This window comes from Pseudarthrobacter niigatensis (genome assembly GCF_030812615.1).
Taxonomy (GTDB): Bacteria; Actinomycetota; Actinomycetes; order Actinomycetales; family Micrococcaceae; genus Arthrobacter; species Arthrobacter niigatensis.
In genome coordinates, this window is sequence record NZ_JAUSTB010000007.1 from 1 (window position 1) to 16,950 (window position 16,950).

Genomic DNA, 16,950 nt, shown 5'->3' on the forward strand with positions numbered 1-16,950 from the left:
CCCCGAGGAGTTCACCGATCGAGGCGTTATCCGCTTTCACATGCGCCGCGCTGGGCGGCGGCTCCGGTATCTGGCTGCTCATCACAGACCACCCGCCTGGCCGCCCCGGGTGCGGTCCTGGGTGAGGGGATCGTTGGCCATGGGATCGTCGGCGAGGGCGCGGCCACGGAGCGGATCGTCCGAGAGTTGGTTACCGGACCAAGGCTCTTCCACGAGTTGCGGACTGTCCAGCCCGCTGGCCGCCCCCGCTGACTCAGGGTAGCTGCTGCCGGGAGCGCCGCCGTCGTATCCTGCCGTGGTGGTGGCCGGGCCGGGAAGCTGGACCGGCGGAGGAGGAACTGTCCCGCCGGCTACCGGGTACGACTGGTTGTACTGGTCGCCGTAGGTGCTGCCCGCGTATTGGCCGCCAACACCGGTGCCGGCAGCAGTGGACGCCGATGCTTCGGGCGGGCCTGCGGTGAGGCCGCGGGTGAGGCGGCCGGCCAGGACGCCGGCGCCGGCGGCGAGGAGCAGGAAGGTCCCGGGCTTGTTCCGGGCGAAGCGCTGGACTTCGTTCAGGAGGTCACCCGGTTCCCGGTTTTCCAGCCAGGTGGCCATCGAGGAGGTGCGCTCCGCTGCCTGGCGGACCAGGTCACTGGCCATGCCCTGCTGGTCCGGGGCGCTTGCCATGCTGTGCAACTGGGTGGAGATGTTGCGGATGCCCTCGGCAGCCTTCTGCTGCTGCGTGCCTGCCTGGCTGGTCAGGCCTGACTTCGCCTGTCCCAGCAGGTCCTGCGCATTGGCCTTCGCCTCATGCGCAACGTTCGCAGCCTCGTCCTTCGCCGTCTGGGCCACATTCTGCGCGGACCCTGCTGCGGTACGGGCTACGTCGGCCGCTTCGTCCTTGGCTGCGTCCTTGCGGGAGGAGCCGTAGGTGTCACCGGCCTGGCTGTCGCCCTCAAGGGGAGCGGCGGTGGAGGGGAAGGTGGCGGGCGGCCGCTCGCCGGGAATTCCTGTATTGGCCGGCGGAGCCGTATAGGCGGGGTCCTGGGGCCATTGGTTCTCTGTCATCTTCGCTCTCTTTCCAAGAAGGCCGGTTGTTGATCAAGAACCAGCAATACTGGCCGTAAAATGATAAGCATGATTACTAATGAAAGGTAAGTACCCTTGCTAAACGAGTTATAGCCGTTCCAAAAATGTCAGCCGGAAGGCGAGGGCCTGCCCGGTCACAACGAAGTGGAAAGTGGTGGGAAACGTGGACACAGCTCCATGGGTATGGGTTGTAGTTGCCGTTGTTGTGGTGGCGCTGATCGTGCTGCTGCTCCTGGCCGGGGGCAGGCGCCGGAAGGCAATGCAGGAAAAGCGGGACCAGGAACACCGGGAGAAGGCGGCCGAGATCCGGCGCGAAGCCGAGAACATGGAAATCGACGCCCGCGAGCGTGAAGCGAAGGCCATCCGGGCCCGTGCGGATGCGGAGCAGGCCAAGGTAGATGCAGCGCGGCTGCAAAAAGAGGCTGAACAGCGCAGCCAGGAAGCCCAGTCCCTGCGGGGCGACGTTGCCAGCCGCGCCCGGAAGGCAGACGAGCTTGATCCCGACGTCGGCCCGGACGGCAGCCGGCAGGACCGCCGCGTGGTGCAGGACGCCCGGGAGGAGCGAGGCGGAGCGGATGCCGGGCACGATCGTCACGATGTCCACGACGCCGGGCAGGATCGACCCCAGGAGTATGGCGCCGGTTCGGACCGTCCGCAAACGCACGACGCCGGGATGGATCGTCGCGTAATACACGACGCCCGGCAGGACCGCACCGAAGCCTATGGCGCCAGGCATGATGCAAACGAAGAGCTGGGCCACACCGGACGCAGTGCCGCCCAATCAGGTTCCGCCGCAGATGTTGGGGCTGGTTCGCGGGGGGAGCCGGGCTATGTTGACGATGGGCGCGACGACGCTGGACGCGGCCTTGGCGGGGACCGCGAATTTCCCGCTGCCGGTGCAGGCGGCAGGACGCCGGAGGCCGAGCCGGGACGGAGGCGCCATGCAGAGACCAGGGATGCCGCCTCGGGCGATGACGTGCGAAACGACCGGGGCGGCGACCAGGGCGCCGGCATCTGATCGACGCTTCAATCAATGGCGCCGGCACAGATGCTCCCGGCATCCCCTGGTCCGGGTGCCAGGGCTGACGCATAGGCGCAGGAGCAGCCGGCCGGCCGCTCCTGCGCCTAGCGGGCGCGGGGCTTGAGGACGGGGGAAGGACTGACTCCTTCCCCCGTTCCCATGCCCACAAGCAGCTCCGTGACGGCATCGATCGATGCCACTTTCGGCTCCCAGGCCAGGATGCGTTCCGCGCGGCTGGTGTCCATGATCGGGGCGCCGGCAGCCATCTCCACCCATCCGGCGTCTGTGGGCTGCAGCCGGGCCCGCCACGTCAGGTCCACCAGTGCGTGGAGCAGCCGCATGGGGATGGGCAGGATCCTCTTCGCGCCGAAGATGCGGCCCAGTTCCTGGGGCGTGAGGACCGGCTCGGCGGCAATATTGAAGGCTCCGCTGGCGCGCTGGTCGACTGCCCGCCAATAGGCCTCTGCAACGTCGTCCGCATGGACTGCCTGGAAAACCAGGTTGTCAGGGACCGGCAGGATGGGCAGCCATGGCCTGGGTGGTACCAGCCGGGACAAGACGCGGCCAAGGAAGTACCTGCCAATTTCAGCCCCGGCCTGTCCTTGGAAGATCAGCGCAGGCCGCAGCCGCGCGACGGCGATGTCCGGGTGTGCGGCCATGAATCCGTCCAGGAGCTTCTCCTGCTCTGCCTTGTGCCGGCTGTAATGCGAGCCTGCCATGCCATCTGCCGGCCATGACTCGTCCCGCCGCTGGTCCTTGCCGGACGCCTTGTACGCGCCCACCGAGGAAGCGCAGACAACCTGCTTGACTCCCGCGCGTGCAGCCGCCTCCAGGACATTTCCGGTCCCCGTGACGTTGGTCCGGTGCAGAAGGTCCAGATCGCGGTTCGGCTGGATCTGCCATGCCAAATGGACCACTGCATCAACCCCGGCCAGCGCTTTTTCCAGCAGGGGCATGTCCCGCTCCAGGCCCACATCCAGGGTGTGCCACTGCACGCCGCTGTAGGGTTCCCCGGACGTATCGGGAAGCCTGCGGCTGATTCCCACCAGCTGCAGGCTGCCGGGCTTCCTGGCCAGCTGGCGCTGCAGGTTGCGCAGCAGTGCTGTCCCCGCGTTTCCGCTGGCTCCCGTAATGGCGATGCGCATACCTAAGACTCCTTGGCGGCTCGATCCAGTTCCCCCTACTTTCAGAGCTTATAGCGGAGGAGCATTGTTTTATAAGCAAGCTTATGATTTCCTACTTCTAAGTCTTGCCGCAGGCTTTCGGAACCAGACCGAGGGAAACCAACACTCATGCCCGAATCCTTTGCCGCATTTGCCGTCGACGCTGCGCCCGTCCACCGCCGGCAGCCGGTACCAGCACAAAACCACACTCCGCCCGCCACCTCCGGGCGGCTTCGCGAGACGTTCGAAAACGATTTGGTCCTCAAATACCTGGACCTTGCAGAAGCCCTGGCTGCGCGCTTCGAAGCCCGCGGCAGGGAGCGGGCAGACCTGAACCAGGTTGCCTATCTGGGCCTGGTCAAGGCAGCCCGTGGCTTCGACCAGGCCAAGGGGGAAAGTTTCCCCGCCTACGCTGCGCCCACCATCACCGGCGAACTCAAGCGGTACCTCCGCGACCGGACCTGGGTGGTCCGCCCGCCGCGCCACATCCAGGACCTGAGGACCCGGCTGTTCCGGGCAGAGCCGGAGTTGACCCAGTCGCTGGGAAGGAATCCCAGCGTGATGGAGCTGGCCAGCGAACTGGGGAGCGATCCGGCCGAGGTGCAGGAGGCCATGTCGGCGTCCAGCAGCATGCACCCCGATTCCCTGGACGCGGTCAACCCCAACTCGGATGCACCATCCATCGGCGAGGTGCTGGCGTGCCCCGAGACACCGCTGGAGCGCCTTGAAGAACTGTCCTGCCTGCGCGACGCCATGCAGGACCTGAACGACTCGGACCGCGAGCTCCTGTACCGCCGCTACTTCTGCGAGGAAACCCAGGTGCAGCTGGGGAAGCGGTTGGGCATGTCCCAGATGCAGGTTTCCCGCCGCCTGGCCAAGGTGCTGGTGGAACTGCATCGCAGGCTGGAGGAAGGCGCCCGTGCCGGAGTGGTGGACGGGGCCCTCGGCGATGAAACGCCGGGCGGCGCAGGCCGGCGGGGCCACCCTGCCAACACGGTTGCGCCCTTCCACCGGCCGCTGAGGGCTGGACACTCCACCGCAGCGAAGCGGGCGGACCAGCGCCACGGCGGCACGGGGACCAGGTAGCGGCCGCACTGCACGCTCCGGCGGCACGGCTGCGGGTACCGGTTCGCAGCAGAAGTGGCTGTTGCTGCGCAGAGCTGCATCGCCGGCATGGCGTAGCAGTCCCAACGCCTGCGCGGCGCACTCCTTATCTTGCCTGTTCAAGGTGGGTACCGGTACGCCGCGGATGCGGCCAAAAGGCACGGGGCCTTGTTTAGGAGCAACAGCAGAAGGGAACTGGTTGGCTATGGGAAGCTCTGAAATGTCCACGCTCCGGGCTGTCCTGTTCGACAGGGACGGAACCCTGGTTGTCGATGTGCCCTACAACGGGGATCCCGGCAAGGTACGGCCGATGGCCGGCGCGAAAGAGGTGCTGGATGGCCTGCGCGCGGCAGGAATTGCCACTGGGGTTGTCAGTAACCAGTCGGGCATCGCCCGCGGCCTGATCACGGCCGACGACGTGGCAAAAGTCAATGCCCGGGTGGAAGAACTCCTGGGGCCGTTCGATGTGTGGGAGGTCTGCCCCCACGAGGAACAGGACAGCTGTTCCTGCCGCAAGCCGGCTCCCGGCATGGTGCACAGCGCCTGCCGCAAACTTGGGATCCACGAATCGGAAGCCGCCCTTATCGGAGACATTGGCGCCGACGTGGGGGCCGCCGAAGCTGCCGGCGCCACCGGGGTCCTGGTCCCCACGCCCGTGACCCGCGCCGAGGAGGTGGCCGCGGCGCGGCTGGTCGCCTCCGACCTGTCCTCAGCCGTGGGCCTGCTGCAGGAGCTGCCCTGATGGGGCGCGTCCTGGTGGCCCGGCTGGACAGCATGGGCGATGTCCTCCTCTCCGGCCCGGCCGTCCGCGCGGTGGCCAACGGCCGCGCCCAGCACGGCGGCAGCACCAACCACGTGGTGATGCTGTGCGGCCGGCAGGGTGAAGCCGCCGCTGCCATGCTCCCGGGCGTCGATGACGTCTACAGCTGGGACAGCCCGTGGATCATGAACCCGGCGCCGCGGATGACGGGCCCGCATGCGGACCGCCTGATCGAATACGTGCGCAATTCCCGCATCACCGAAGCCGTCATCCTCACTTCCTTCCACCAATCGCCCCTGCCGCTGGCTCTCCTGCTGCGCCTGGCAGGCGTGGAGCGCATCACCGGTGCCTCCACGGATTACGCTGGCTCGCTGCTCGATGTCCGCCTGAAACCGGGGGAGGACTTCCCCGAGGACCAGCCCGAAGCGGAACGGGCGCTGGGCATCGCGGAAGCCGCCGGCTTCCGGCTCCCGGCGGGCGACGACGGAAAGCTGCGCATCAACTCCGTGGCCGAAGTGGCTGCCCTCGTAGGTACCGGACCCTACGTCGTGGTCCACCCCGGCGCGGCCGTCCCGGCAAGGGCGTGGCCTCCGCTGCACCATGCTGCCGCCGTCGAACTCCTCCAGGGGGCCGGGTACCGCGTGGTGGTGACCGGCGGTCCCGGCGAGACGTCGCTCACGGCCACGGTGGCAGGCCCCTCCGCCCTGGACCTGGGCGGCCGCACCGACCTTGCCACTATGGCGGGCGTCATGGCCGGGGCCGATGCGGTCATCAGCGGCAACACCGGCCCGGCCCACCTGGCGGCCGCGGTGGGCACGCCTGTCGCTTGCCTGTTTTCCCCCGTGGTCCCTGCGATCCGCTGGGCACCCTACGGCGTGCCGCTGGAACTCCTCGGAGACCAAAATGCGCCGTGCCGCATGACCCGGGCCCGGATTTGCCCGGTACCGGGCCACCCGTGCCTCGATTCGGTGTCGCCGGAGGAAGTGGTGGCAGCGGTGGAGCGCCTGGTAAGTGGAGTGAGCTCCTTCAGCACGCACGTCAGCACCCGTAGAAAGGCCCGCAACAGATGAGGATCCTGCTCTGGCATGTCCACGGTTCCTGGACGGATGCCTTTGTCCGCGGTCGCCACGAGTACCTGCTTCCCGTCCTGCCCGGAGGCGGCGCGTGGGGACTGGGCCGCGCCGGCAGGGACTGGCCGGAATCAGTGCGGGAGGTGGACCTGGCCACGCTCGACGCTGACGCCGTGGACGCCGTCGTCCTCCAACGCCCGGAAGAGATCGATGAAGTGGTACGAAACCTGGGACGGAAGCCCGGCGTCGACCTGCCGGCCGTGTTCGTGGAGCACAACACCCCCAAGGGAAATTTCCCGAACACCAGCCACCCCCTCGCTGGCCAGGACCGCATCCCGGTGGTCCACGTAACCCATTTCAACCGCCTGGCCTGGGACAACGGCTCCGCTCCCATCACCGTGATCGAGCACGGAATCCCGGACCCCGGACAGCTATACACCGGTGAGCTGCCGGAACTGGGGGTAGTGGTCAACGAACCTGTGCGGCGGGGCCGGGTCACAGGAACGGACTTGCTGCCGGCCTTCGCTTCGGTGGCTCCGCTGCAAGTGTTCGGCATGAAGACGGAAGGCCTGGCGGCAGCCACCGGAATCGAGGCTTCACGCGTGACGGCCCGGGGCGACCTGAAGACACGGGACCTGCACCGGGAACTTGCCCGCTGCCGCGTCTACGTCCATCCCATGCGCTGGACCTCGCTGGGGCTGTCCCTCCTGGAAGCCATGCACCTGGGCATGCCGGTGGTGGTGCTTGCCACCACTGAGGCCCCACGTGCCGTGCCGCAGGAAGCCGGCGTGGTCTCTGCCGACGTCGACGAGCTGCTCCGCTGTGCGGCGCGGCTGGTGGCCAATCCGGATGAAGCCCGACGGCGGGGACTCGCCGCCCGGGAGGCGGCGCTGGAGCGTTACGGCCTGGGCAAGTTCCAGGACCGCTGGGATGGGCTCCTGGCGGACCTGCGGAACCGGCCCCGGCACCCCGTTAACGAGCGGCCGGACGAGCGGATCCTCGTTCCGGCACGGGAGAGGAAGACACCATGAAGATCGCCATGATTTCCGAGCACGCCAGTCCGCTGGCGGCACTGGGCGGCGTGGACGCAGGCGGGCAGAACGTCCATGTTGCCGCGCTGTCCGAGGCCCTTGCCAAGCGCGGCCACCACGTCACCGTCTACACCCGCAGGGACGCAACGGAGCTTCCCGCACGGGTCCGGGTGGGGCGCCGGTTCGACGTGGTCCACGTGGACGCCGGGCCCGCCCGCCACGTGCCCAAGGACCAGCTGCTGCCCTACATGGGCGACCTCGCGGACGGCGTGGCCAGGGACTGGGGGCAGCGGCCGCCGGACGTGGTGCACGGCCACTTCTGGATGTCCGGCCTGGCAGCCTTGGAGGCGGCCAGGCGGCCCGACGCCGGGTACCGCGTGCCCATGCTGCAGACGTTCCATGCGCTGGGTACCGTCAAGCGGAGGCACCAGGGCGCGGAGGACACCAGCCCGGAGGCACGCCGCTGGCTGGAACCCGGCGTGGGACGCGCTGCCGACCGGATCATCGCCACCTGCTCAGACGAGGTCTTCGAGCTCAAGGCCATGGGCATCGCCACCGGCAAGATCTCCATTGCGCCCTGTGGGGTGGACCTGGGCTTCTTCTCGGCAAATGGGCCGGTGGCCGAAAGAAAGCGCCGCTACCGGATCCTGTCGGTGGGGCGGCTGGTGCCACGCAAGGGCGTTGACCTGGTGATCCGATCACTCCCGTACCTCAAGGCGGCGGGATTCGACGACGTCGAACTCCTGATCGTGGGCGGCGGGGGGGACACCAACGTCATGCACTCCGACCCCGAGATCCGGCGCCTGCTGGACCTTGCCGCCGGGCTGGGCGTGTCTGAACACGTGACCCTGCAGGGGCAGGTGGCCCGGACGGAGATGCCCGGCATCTTCCGCAGTGCCGATGCCGTGGTCTGCGCACCCTGGTACGAACCGTTCGGCATCGTCCCGCTCGAGGCCATGGCCTGCGGCGTCCCGGTAGTAGCAGCAGCCGTGGGCGGCCTTCGGGACACGGTGGTTGACCATGCCACGGGCCTGCACGTCCCGCCACGGGACCCCGAGGCCATCGCCTCGGCACTGTCACTGCTGCTGGAAAACCCCGCCCTCAGGACAAAACTCGGCCAGGCCGGGGAGCGGCGCGCACGCACCCGTTACTCCTGGGACCGGGTGGCAGCGGAAACCGAAAAGGCCTACCAGCTGGCCATGGCCGGTGCCCCGGCCAGCGTTTCGGCCGGGAACGTACCGATGGAAGGAGCCGCCCTGTGACTGCCGAATCGTCCCTGCGCGAAGCAGACCTCCGTACCCTCACCGGAGCACCGCCGCTGCCCGCGGTGCTCCCAGGCGCCACATTCGTGGACCCCGCCAGCGCCGAGGCCGTCCGCACCCACCTGGACAATGTCATTCCGGCCCTTGATTCGCTCCGCAGCCAGTCCGGCCGGCTGGCCGCCTGGGGCGTGGAGCTTGCCCAGCGCCTGCTGCGCGGGCAGCGGCTCCTGGCCGCGGGCAACGGCGGCTCAGCCGCGGAGGCGCAGCACCTCACCGCCGAACTGGTGGGCCGGTTCGACAGCGAACGGGTCCCGTTCTCCGCCATCTCCCTGCACGCGGAGTCGTCGGCGGTCACCGCCATCGCCAACGACTACGGGTACGACGAGGTCTTTTCCCGGCAGGTCCGCGCCCACGGCCGTTCCGGCGACGTGCTGATGCTGCTGTCCACCAGCGGCAAGAGCCCCAACCTGCTGCGCGCCGCAGAAGCGGCGGCCCGGCTCAACGTAACCACGTGGGCGCTCACCGGCTCCGGCCCCAATCCGCTGGCGGACGTCTGCGACCAGGCCGTCATGATCGACGCCCTGAACGCCAACGCCCAGGAAGGGCACCTGATCGCCCTGCATGCCATCTGCCGTGCCTTCGATCTTGAGGTTGCCCGGCACACCCCGTCCGTAGTGGCCGGGTTCCCGAGAGGGGGCCGGGCATGAGGATCGTCGTCGTGGGAGACGTGATGCTCGACGTCGACCTTTCAGGTGAGGCCACCAGGCTCAGCCCGGATGCCCCCGTTCCCGTGGTGGACATTTCGGGTGTCCGACGCCGCGCCGGCGGCGCAGGCCTGGTGGCGCGCATGCTGGCCCAGGACGGCTGGCCCGTCACCCTGGTGACGGTCCTTGGCAATGACGACGCCGGCAGCCAGTTGCGTGCGCACCTGGCCGGGGTGCAGCTCGTCGCGGGCACCAGTGGCTATCCCTCGCCCGTCAAAACCCGGGTCCGGGCGGGTTCGCATCCGGTGGTCCGCTTCGACCAGGGTTGTGAAAAATCGCCGGTTCCGGACGTGAGCCCGGCGATGCTCCGCGCCGTGGAACAGGCCGGCGTGGTCATCGTCGCCGACTACGGCAGGGGGCTGGCGGCCAACCCCCGGCTCCGCGCGCTGCTGGGCCGGCTGGCGGGTGAGGTCCCCATCGTGTGGGACCCGCACCCTTCAGGGCCGGAACCGGTGCCCGGGGTTGCCGTGGTGACACCGAACATTTCTGAAGCAACCAAAGCCGTCCAGGCTGGTTCCGGAAGCGCCGCAGGCTCGGCAGACACCGTGGCGGAAATTCTGCTCCAGCGGTGGCGCAGCCGGGCCGTGCTGGTGACCAGGGGCGAGGAAGGGGCGGTCCTGCTCCGGCAGGGTGATACCTCTGCCCGGGCCGTCCCCGCGCCAAGGGTGGAAGCCGGCGACCCCTGCGGGGCCGGCGACCGCCTGGCAGCCAGCCTCGCCGTGCACCTCCTGGCCGGCCGCGACCTTCCGGAAGCTGCCGAGCTGGCAGTCCACGATGCCGCCGACTTCCTGGCGGCCGGGGGCGTCTCGGCCCTGCCGGACACTGCAGGGGCCGACGCTGCCGCCGGACATCCGGCGCCGGCCGCCGGCCGGCGCACCACCGAACCCTTGCTCCTGGCCCGTTCCGTGCGCGAGCGCGGCGGGACGGTGGTGGCCACCGGCGGCTGCTTCGACCTGATCCACGCCGGCCACGTCCGGTCACTCACCGCAGCCCGCGGGTTGGGGGACTGCCTCATCGTTTGCCTGAACTCGGATGACTCGGTGCGGCGGCTCAAAGGCCCGCAGCGTCCCATCATCGGCCAGCACGACAGGGCCGAACTGCTCCTTGCGATGGAATGCGTGGACGCGGTGATGGTCTTCGATGAGGACACCCCGGAAGCCGCCCTGGACCGGCTCCGCCCCGATATCTGGGTCAAGGGCGGCGACTACAAGGGAGCCCGCCTGCCCGAGGCCGACCTGGTGGAAAGGTGGGGCGGCCGCTGCCTTACCGTTCCCTTCCACCCGGCCCGCTCCACCACCGGCCTGGCTGACGCGCTCGCCAAGGTCAGCTGAACCACTTCCCTTTTCTGTCTTGTTTTCCCACTGAAAGGAACACCATGACCGCAGAACCAACCGCAACTGCTGCCACCACGCCCGGACGCGTCCTGGTCACCGGAGGTGCCTCCGGACTGGGGGCCGCCGTCGTCGAAGCAGTCCTCCGCTCCGGTGGCACTCCGGTGGTCCTGGACCGCGACATCAGTACCGTCTCCGGCGTCAAGGCGTTCGAAGTGGACGTCGCTGACCGTGCTGCCGTGGAGCACGCAGTCCGGGAAGCCGCGGAAACCCTCGGCGGCCTCGACGCGGTGGTTACCGCGGCAGGGATCGACCGCTGCGGCAAGCTTGCCGACGTCGAAGCCACCGAGTGGGAAAAGGTCATCGGGGTCAATCTGATGGGCACCGTTTCCACCGTGCGCGCCGCCCTGCCGTACCTGAAGGAAAGCCACGGGCGCGTGGTCACCGTAGCTTCCACCCTGGGCAAACGCGCCGTGGCTGATGCCACCGCGTACTGCGCCTCCAAGTTCGGCGTGGTGGGATTCAGCCACGCGCTGGCTGCGGAAACCGGAGGGGAAATCGGCGTGACCACCATGATTCCGGGCGGCATGAAGACCCGGTTCTTCGATGACCGGACCGAGCAGTACAAACCGCAGGACGATTCCCGGCTCAACGATCCCGCCAACACCGCACAGGCCATCCTGTTCGCCTTGAACCAGCCCACCGGCTGCGAGGTCAGGGAAATGCTGATCTGCCACGAGGAAGAGGGCTCCTGGCCCTAAACCGGGCACAGGCCGCCACACCCTGGCGGCACAGCCGGACCACCAGCACACGACATACCAGCACCGAAAGGCGGGAGGAATACACCATGCCCACCACAGCCACTGAAACAACCGCAGGCAAGGAAACAGTCGAGGGCGCCGGCATCACCATCCAGGACCCGCGGACCGGTGAAGTGCTCTGGACGGTGCCCCAGGCGGGCCCGGACGCAGTGAATGATGCCGTGGACGTGGCCCGCAGAGCTGCGCCCGGCTGGGCGGCGACAGCTCCGGCCGAGCGCGGCGCGGCCCTTCGCGCCGCCGCCAAGGCGCTGGATGCTGCCGGCCGGGAGCTCGCCGGGCTGAATGCCAGCGAAACCGGGCGGCCCGAAGAAGAAGCGCTTGCCGGAATCGCCGCCGCCGTCTCCACCCTTGAGCAGTATGCCGAACTGGGCCCGGTGCACCGCGGCCACAGCCTCCGCGGGAGCCGGCTCGCCTCCGACTACACCATCGCCGAGCCGCGCGGCGTGGCCGTCCTGCTGACCCCCTGGAATGACCCGGTGGCAGTAGCCTGCGGCCTGATCGGGGCCGCGTTGGTGACGGGCAACGCGGTCATCCACAAGCCCAGCGAGCGCTGCCCCCGGCTGGGGGAGGCGCTGGGCGAAGTCCTGGCACCGGCCTTTCCCGCCGGCGTCTTCCTGACCCTCTCCGGCGGCGCAGGGGTGGGGGCAACCCTGTCCCGGGCGGACGTGGACGTGCTCGCCCACGTCGGTTCCAGCGCCTCAGGTGCCCGGATCGCGGAGGCAGGAGCCCGTACCGGTGCCCACGTCATCCGCGAAAACGGCGGCAACGATCCCTTGGTGGTGGACCGCGACGTGGACCCGGCGTGGGCTGCGGAACAGGCCGCCATCGGCGCCTTCAGCAACAGCGGCCAGATCTGCACCGCCGTGGAACGCATCTACGTCCATCAAGACATCGCCGAGGCGTTCTGCAGCGCACTCGAAGCCGAGGCTGCCCTCCGGAACAGCAACGGATCCGTGGCGCCGCTGGTTGACCTACGGATGCGCGACGCCGTCCACGGGCATGTTGCGGAGGCCCTGGACCGCGGCGCCCGCGCCGTGGAAGGCGGTGCACTGCCGGACGGGCCCGGATCCTTCTACCCCGCCACCGTCCTGGTCGGCTGCACCGAAGGAATGCAGGTCATGGCGGAGGAAACGTTCGGCCCGGTGGCCCCGGTCCAGGTGGTGGACACGTTCGACGACGGCCTGCGCCTGGCGTGCAGCGGCAGGTACGGCCTGGCCGCCACCGTCCTGAGCAGCAACCTTGCGCACATCCAGCAGGCCGTGGCCGCGCTGCCGGTGGGAACGGTCAAGGTCAACGCGGTCTTTGGCGGCGCTCCGGGCGGGGCAGCCCAGCCCCGCGGGGAGAGCGGCGCCGGGTTCGGCTACGGGCCCGAGCTGCTGGACGAATTCACGCAGGTCAAGGTGGTGCACATCGAAGCTCCGCCGGCCTATGCACGGGCCGGCCGTGCCGAAGTGGACCAGCCATGAATGCGTCCCCGGACTCCATCGACCTCTCAACCCAGCGGGCGCTGTCTGACTGGCTGCCGGGAAGGCTGGCCGCCGAAAACCCCTCCATCCTGGTGATCGGCGACGTGATGCTCGATGGCTGGTGGAGCGGCAGCATCGAACGGCTCTGCCGGGAAGCTCCCGCCCCCGTCGTGGACATCCAAACCCGCGAATCGGTTCCCGGTGGGGCGGCCAACACCGCCATGAACCTTGCGGCCCTGGGAGCGAAGGTGGCAGTGGCCGGCATCATCGGCACTGACGACGCCGGCGAGGACCTGCGCGGGCAGCTTGCCGCCGCCGGCATCGACGTCCGGCACCTCCACACCCACCCGGATATGGTCACCACCACCAAGATTCGGATCAGCAGCGGCGGCCAGGTGATGCTGCGCCTCGACGACTCGGCCGGCACTGTCCCGGCCGACGCCCTGGCCGCGCTCGCCGCCTCGGTGCGGGCCGCCGTCGAACGCCAGGACGCCGTGCTGGTCTGCGACTACGGGACCGGTGTGGTGGCAGGCCCCGTCTGCGCCGCACTGGCGGGAACCCTGGGGAACTGGACCGGGGAAGGCCGGCCACTGGTGGTGGTTGACGCCCACGACCCGCGGCCGTGGGCGGCCCTGCAGCCGGACCTGGTGACGCCGAATGCCCAGGAAACCGCACGGCTGCTCGACCGCAGGCTGCCGGAGGGGCAGGGCAGGGTGGACGCCGTAGGCGGTGCTGCTGCTGACCTGCTGGCCAGCACCGGCGCGCGTGCGGTGGTGGTCACCCTGGACCGGGACGGAACCGTCCTGCTGACGCCCGACGGCGTGCGGCACCGGACGTGGGCGCGGCCGGCCGCCGAAAAGCAGGCGTCCGGGGCAGGCGATACGTTCGTTGCGGCCCTGACGCTGGCCCGTGCCGCAGGCCTCCCGCTGACGGCCAGCCTGGACCTGGCACAGTCGGCCGCCGACGTGGTGGTCCACCAGCCCGGCACTTCGGTGTGCAGCACCGCCCAGCTCAGCCGGTACCTGGAGGCGTTCGCGGATACGGCCCTGAGCGAGGAGGAACTGGAGCGCCAACTGGAGCTGCACCGCGCCCAGGGGCAGCGGATCGTGCTGACCAACGGCTGCTTCGACGTCCTGCACAGTGGCCACACCCGGTACCTCAACCAGGCCAAGCAGCTGGGCGACATCCTGGTGGTGGCGCTGAACAGCGACGATTCCGTCCGCCGGCTCAAGGGATCCGGCCGGCCCATCAACACCATGGCGGACCGGGCAGCGGTGGTGGCGGCGCTGAGCTGCGTGGACTACGTGACAGTGTTCGACACCCCCACGGCCGCCCCGCTGATCCGCCTGCTCCGGCCCGAGGTGTACGCCAAGGGCGGGGACTACACGCCCGAAATGCTGGCCGAGACGCCCGCGGTGGAAGAATACGGCGGCCGCGTGGCCATCCTGGACTACGTGGCTGAACGGTCCACCACTGCCGTGGTGAATCGGATCCGCGACGGCGAGGGGGCTGCCACGGCACCGTAGCAGTGGGCCCGTCCCGGCGGCAGCCGAGGGACGAAGCCGAGGCGCGGCCCGACGTCGTCGCGCCCCCCGCTTTCGGCAACTGACCCTCCAGCCCCCTCGGGGACTCGCCTCAGCTGTACAGGTGGCTGTCCAGGACCGAACGGGGTTTTTCTGCCGGATCCGGGTGGGTGACGATGACGCGGATACCGTCGGGATCCCGGCCTTCGACGACGGTAACGCCGCCCTTTGCGCGGGTTTCCGTGTAGCGCCCCAGGTCTTTCAGCGCCCGCTCGAAGTACGCCAGGCCCTCAGCGGTGTCTGTCGCCCACATCAGCAGGTGCTGCCCCAGGCCACCCGAGTAGTGCTCCTCACGGGGGCCGCGTTCAATGAGGTAGAGCTCGAAGCCTCCGGGCGCCAGGAGGAGGGCCGCGTCGGCCGAGCGTATGGTTTCCACGCAGTTGAACAGGTCCCGGTAGAAGGTCACGGACCTGTCCAGCTCCGAGACGAACTGGACGGATGAAGCCACCCTCGCTGTGTATTCCATCCTGTCATTGTTGACCCCGCCGCCGCAGACCACCAGCCTTCCATCAGGCGGTGCGGGCTTCCGGGACCCTTGCCCCGCTTCAGCTCCAATGGCGGGCAGCAACTAGGGTTGACCCTGTACAACTCACACGGACTGAAGCGGGGCAACGGGCAATGGCGAAACGCGGACGGTCGGCGAACCGGGCCGGACGCCCGGCAGCCGGTGTGGTTGAGGTTCCCAAGGGGGCTGTGGTGAACGGTCCGGCAGAGGGCGTCTACTACATCGATACGGGCGACTGTGAACTCATCGCCGACCAGGACAACTCCACCGGCTGGCTCCTGAAGATCAACGGCGTCATGAGCTCGCACGTTGACCTGGCCGACCCGCTGTTCCTGGACTTTGAGTACATGCGGTGGATGGCGGCGCTCATTGAGTCGCGGTGGCCGCCGTCGGACGTTTCCTCGGCCAAGCTGCGCGGGCTGCACCTGGGCGGCGGTGCCTGCTCCCTGGCCCGCTACTTCTCCGCCGCCTACCCCGACGCGCGGCAGGTGGTGGTGGAGCTGGACGGGAAGCTCGCCGAGTACGTGCGCGGCTGGTTCGACCTTCCCAAGGCGCCCCTGCTGCGGATCCGCGTGGGTGAGGCCCGCGCCGTTACCGAAACCCTCACGGAGCACACCAGGGACTTCATTATCCGCGACGTCTTCGCGGGAGCATTCACCCCCCGGCCCCTCACCACCGCCGAATTCAACCAGCACGCCAAGCGGGTCCTGGCGCCGGGCGGCCTGTATGTTGCCAATTCCGGTGATGCCCCGGACCTGAAGAACGCCCGGGAGGACGCGGCCACCATTGCGGCCGCCTTCAAGCACACGGTGATCATTGCCGATCCCGCCATGCTGAAGGGCCGGCGGTACGGAAACATGGTGATGGCCGGCAGCGACGTGCCCTTCGGGGACGATCCGCAGCTTCGCCGCCGGCTCCTCGGCGGGGCCGTCCCGGCGCACCTGTGGGATGACGCCCAGGTGCGGGCATTCGCGGCGGGGGCTCCGGTCCGCCACGACCCACCCGCACCGTGACCCCGCAAGCCCGGCCAGGGAACCCGGGGGCGTGGGCCCACGCAGTTATCGTCTTCAGCGGCCCAGGAGTGCATCGCGGTGCTCGGACATCCGTTCCCTGAGGGCCTGCACGACGGCGGCCACCGCGGGGCGGCGGAGTGAGTCCGGACGCAGGACCATCCAGTAGGGGAGCAGTTCGCCGATCTTTTCGGGCAGCAGGCGGACCAGGTCGTCGTGGAGGTCGGCCATGAAGCACGGCAGGAAGCCGACGCCGGCGCCGGCACGGGTGGCCTCGACATGGACGAACACGTTGGTGGAGGTCAGGCCGTCCTTCATGGCGGGAACGAGCCGCCGCGGCGCATCGAGGTCGTCCACCTGGAGCATCGAGTCCACGAAGTAGACCAGCGGATGACCGTTGAGTTCGGCCACGGTGGCGGGTGTCCCATACTCCGCAAGGTAGGCGCGGGAGGCATACATGCCCAGCCGGTAATCGCCCAGGCGGATGGCCTCCGCGCGGTGCACCTGCGGCTCGCCCACCACCACTTCGATGTCCAGCCCTGACCGCTGCTGCAGCGCCCGGCGGGTCATGGTGACCACCTCCACGCTCAGGCCCGGATGGTCCCGGCGCAGCCGTGCCACGGCAGGAGCGGCAATGTAGGCGCTGAAGCCATCCGTCGCGGTCATGCGCACGACGCCGGCAATCGGGTCGGGTGCCTGGCCGCCCGGTCCCAGCGTGCCCAGCACCGCCTCCACCTGTTCGGCCGCCTGCACGGCGCGTTCGCCAAGCTCCGTGAGTTCCCAGCCGCCCGCGGCACGGGACAGGACCCGGCCGCCCAGGGACTTCTCGAGCGCGGCGATCCTGCGCGAGACGGTGGTGTGGTTCAGGCCCAAGGCTTGGGCCGCCGTCGTGAACCTGGCGGAGCGGGACACCGCCAGGAGCACCAGCAGGTCATCTGGGTTCGCGTTCATATCTGCAATTGTGCACACGTTGACTGCCTCTTTGGCC

The 16,950-nt window shown here is 69.1% G+C and carries 16 protein-coding genes; 12 read left to right on the plus strand and 4 right to left on the minus strand.

All coding sequences use genetic code 11. The annotated features are described in order from the left end of the window. Positions 1 to 81 precede the first annotated feature (81 nt). Positions 82 to 1,050, minus strand: a complete 969-nt coding sequence (locus J2T23_RS11800) for a hypothetical protein (RefSeq protein ID WP_307360166.1) — start codon at positions 1,048 to 1,050, stop codon at positions 82 to 84. Positions 1,051 to 1,234: 184 nt separating this feature from the next. Between J2T23_RS11800 and ccmD the strand changes: the two genes are divergently transcribed. Continuing rightward, on the plus strand, positions 1,235 to 2,089 hold the full coding sequence (ccmD, locus tag J2T23_RS11805; protein ID WP_307360168.1) for a heme exporter protein CcmD: 855 nt from the start codon (positions 1,235 to 1,237) through the stop codon (positions 2,087 to 2,089). Between the two features lie 107 nt (positions 2,090 to 2,196). Here the strand turns inward: ccmD and J2T23_RS11810 are convergent, their stop codons facing one another. Then, entirely contained in the window at positions 2,197 to 3,237 is a 1,041-nt protein-coding gene (locus J2T23_RS11810) for an NAD-dependent epimerase/dehydratase family protein (RefSeq protein WP_307360171.1), read from the minus strand. A 147-nt stretch (positions 3,238 to 3,384) separates the two neighbouring features. Here J2T23_RS11810 and J2T23_RS11815 point away from each other — a divergent pair, with 147 nt between their 5' ends. The 10 genes from J2T23_RS11815 (at position 3,385) to rfaE2 (ending at position 14,390) form a co-directional block, all read left to right on the plus strand. Then, a complete protein-coding gene (locus tag J2T23_RS11815) occupies positions 3,385 to 4,341 on the plus strand; it encodes a sigma-70 family RNA polymerase sigma factor (protein WP_307360173.1) in 957 nt (318 codons plus the stop codon). 223 nt (positions 4,342 to 4,564) lie between these two features. Further along, entirely contained in the window at positions 4,565 to 5,101 is a 537-nt protein-coding gene (locus tag J2T23_RS11820) for a D-glycero-alpha-D-manno-heptose-1,7-bisphosphate 7-phosphatase (protein WP_141158383.1), read from the plus strand. After that, positions 5,101 to 6,189 (plus strand): glycosyltransferase family 9 protein, encoded by a 1,089-nt coding sequence (locus J2T23_RS11825; RefSeq protein WP_141183152.1) that lies wholly within the window; start codon positions 5,101 to 5,103, stop codon positions 6,187 to 6,189. The genes J2T23_RS11820 and J2T23_RS11825 overlap by 1 nt, the downstream gene beginning before the upstream one ends. Continuing rightward, positions 6,186 to 7,220, plus strand: coding sequence for a glycosyltransferase (locus J2T23_RS11830; RefSeq protein ID WP_141158381.1), 1,035 nt, complete (start codon positions 6,186 to 6,188; stop codon positions 7,218 to 7,220). Before J2T23_RS11825 ends, J2T23_RS11830 begins: the two co-directional genes overlap by 4 nt. Then, positions 7,217 to 8,482: a glycosyltransferase gene (locus J2T23_RS11835; protein ID WP_307360176.1), complete on the plus strand. Its 1,266-nt coding sequence runs from the start codon at positions 7,217 to 7,219 to the stop codon at positions 8,480 to 8,482. Before J2T23_RS11830 ends, J2T23_RS11835 begins: the two co-directional genes overlap by 4 nt. Beyond that, positions 8,479 to 9,189 (plus strand): D-sedoheptulose-7-phosphate isomerase, encoded by a 711-nt coding sequence (locus J2T23_RS11840; protein WP_307360178.1) that lies wholly within the window; start codon positions 8,479 to 8,481, stop codon positions 9,187 to 9,189. The genes J2T23_RS11835 and J2T23_RS11840 overlap by 4 nt, the downstream gene beginning before the upstream one ends. Then, a complete protein-coding gene (locus tag J2T23_RS11845) occupies positions 9,186 to 10,577 on the plus strand; it encodes a PfkB family carbohydrate kinase (protein WP_307360180.1) in 1,392 nt (463 codons plus the stop codon). The genes J2T23_RS11840 and J2T23_RS11845 overlap by 4 nt, the downstream gene beginning before the upstream one ends. Positions 10,578 to 10,621: 44 nt before the next feature. Next, positions 10,622 to 11,338, plus strand: a complete 717-nt coding sequence (locus tag J2T23_RS11850; RefSeq protein ID WP_141183156.1) for an SDR family oxidoreductase — start codon at positions 10,622 to 10,624, stop codon at positions 11,336 to 11,338. A gap of 86 nt (positions 11,339 to 11,424) precedes the next feature. Further along, positions 11,425 to 12,864 carry an aldehyde dehydrogenase family protein gene (locus J2T23_RS11855; protein WP_141158376.1) on the plus strand — a complete coding sequence of 480 codons (1,440 nt, stop codon included), beginning with the start codon at positions 11,425 to 11,427 and terminating at the stop codon, positions 12,862 to 12,864. Continuing rightward, positions 12,861 to 14,390, plus strand: a complete 1,530-nt coding sequence (rfaE2, locus tag J2T23_RS11860; RefSeq protein ID WP_307360184.1) for a D-glycero-beta-D-manno-heptose 1-phosphate adenylyltransferase — start codon at positions 12,861 to 12,863, stop codon at positions 14,388 to 14,390. Before J2T23_RS11855 ends, rfaE2 begins: the two co-directional genes overlap by 4 nt. A 109-nt stretch (positions 14,391 to 14,499) precedes the next feature. Here the strand turns inward: rfaE2 and J2T23_RS11865 are convergent, their stop codons facing one another. Then, a complete protein-coding gene (locus J2T23_RS11865; RefSeq protein WP_141158374.1) occupies positions 14,500 to 14,913 on the minus strand; it encodes a VOC family protein in 414 nt (137 codons plus the stop codon). 152 nt (positions 14,914 to 15,065) lie between these two features. Between J2T23_RS11865 and J2T23_RS11870 the strand changes: the two genes are divergently transcribed. Further along, on the plus strand, positions 15,066 to 15,965 hold the full coding sequence (locus tag J2T23_RS11870) for a spermidine synthase (protein WP_307360186.1): 900 nt from the start codon (positions 15,066 to 15,068) through the stop codon (positions 15,963 to 15,965). 54 nt (positions 15,966 to 16,019) lie between these two features. On the opposite strand, the gene J2T23_RS11875 is transcribed toward J2T23_RS11870, so the two are convergent. Next, complete coding sequence (locus J2T23_RS11875; protein WP_307360188.1) at positions 16,020 to 16,913, minus strand: LysR family transcriptional regulator; 894 nt, start codon at positions 16,911 to 16,913, stop codon at positions 16,020 to 16,022. Between the last annotated feature and the right edge of the window lie 37 nt (positions 16,914 to 16,950).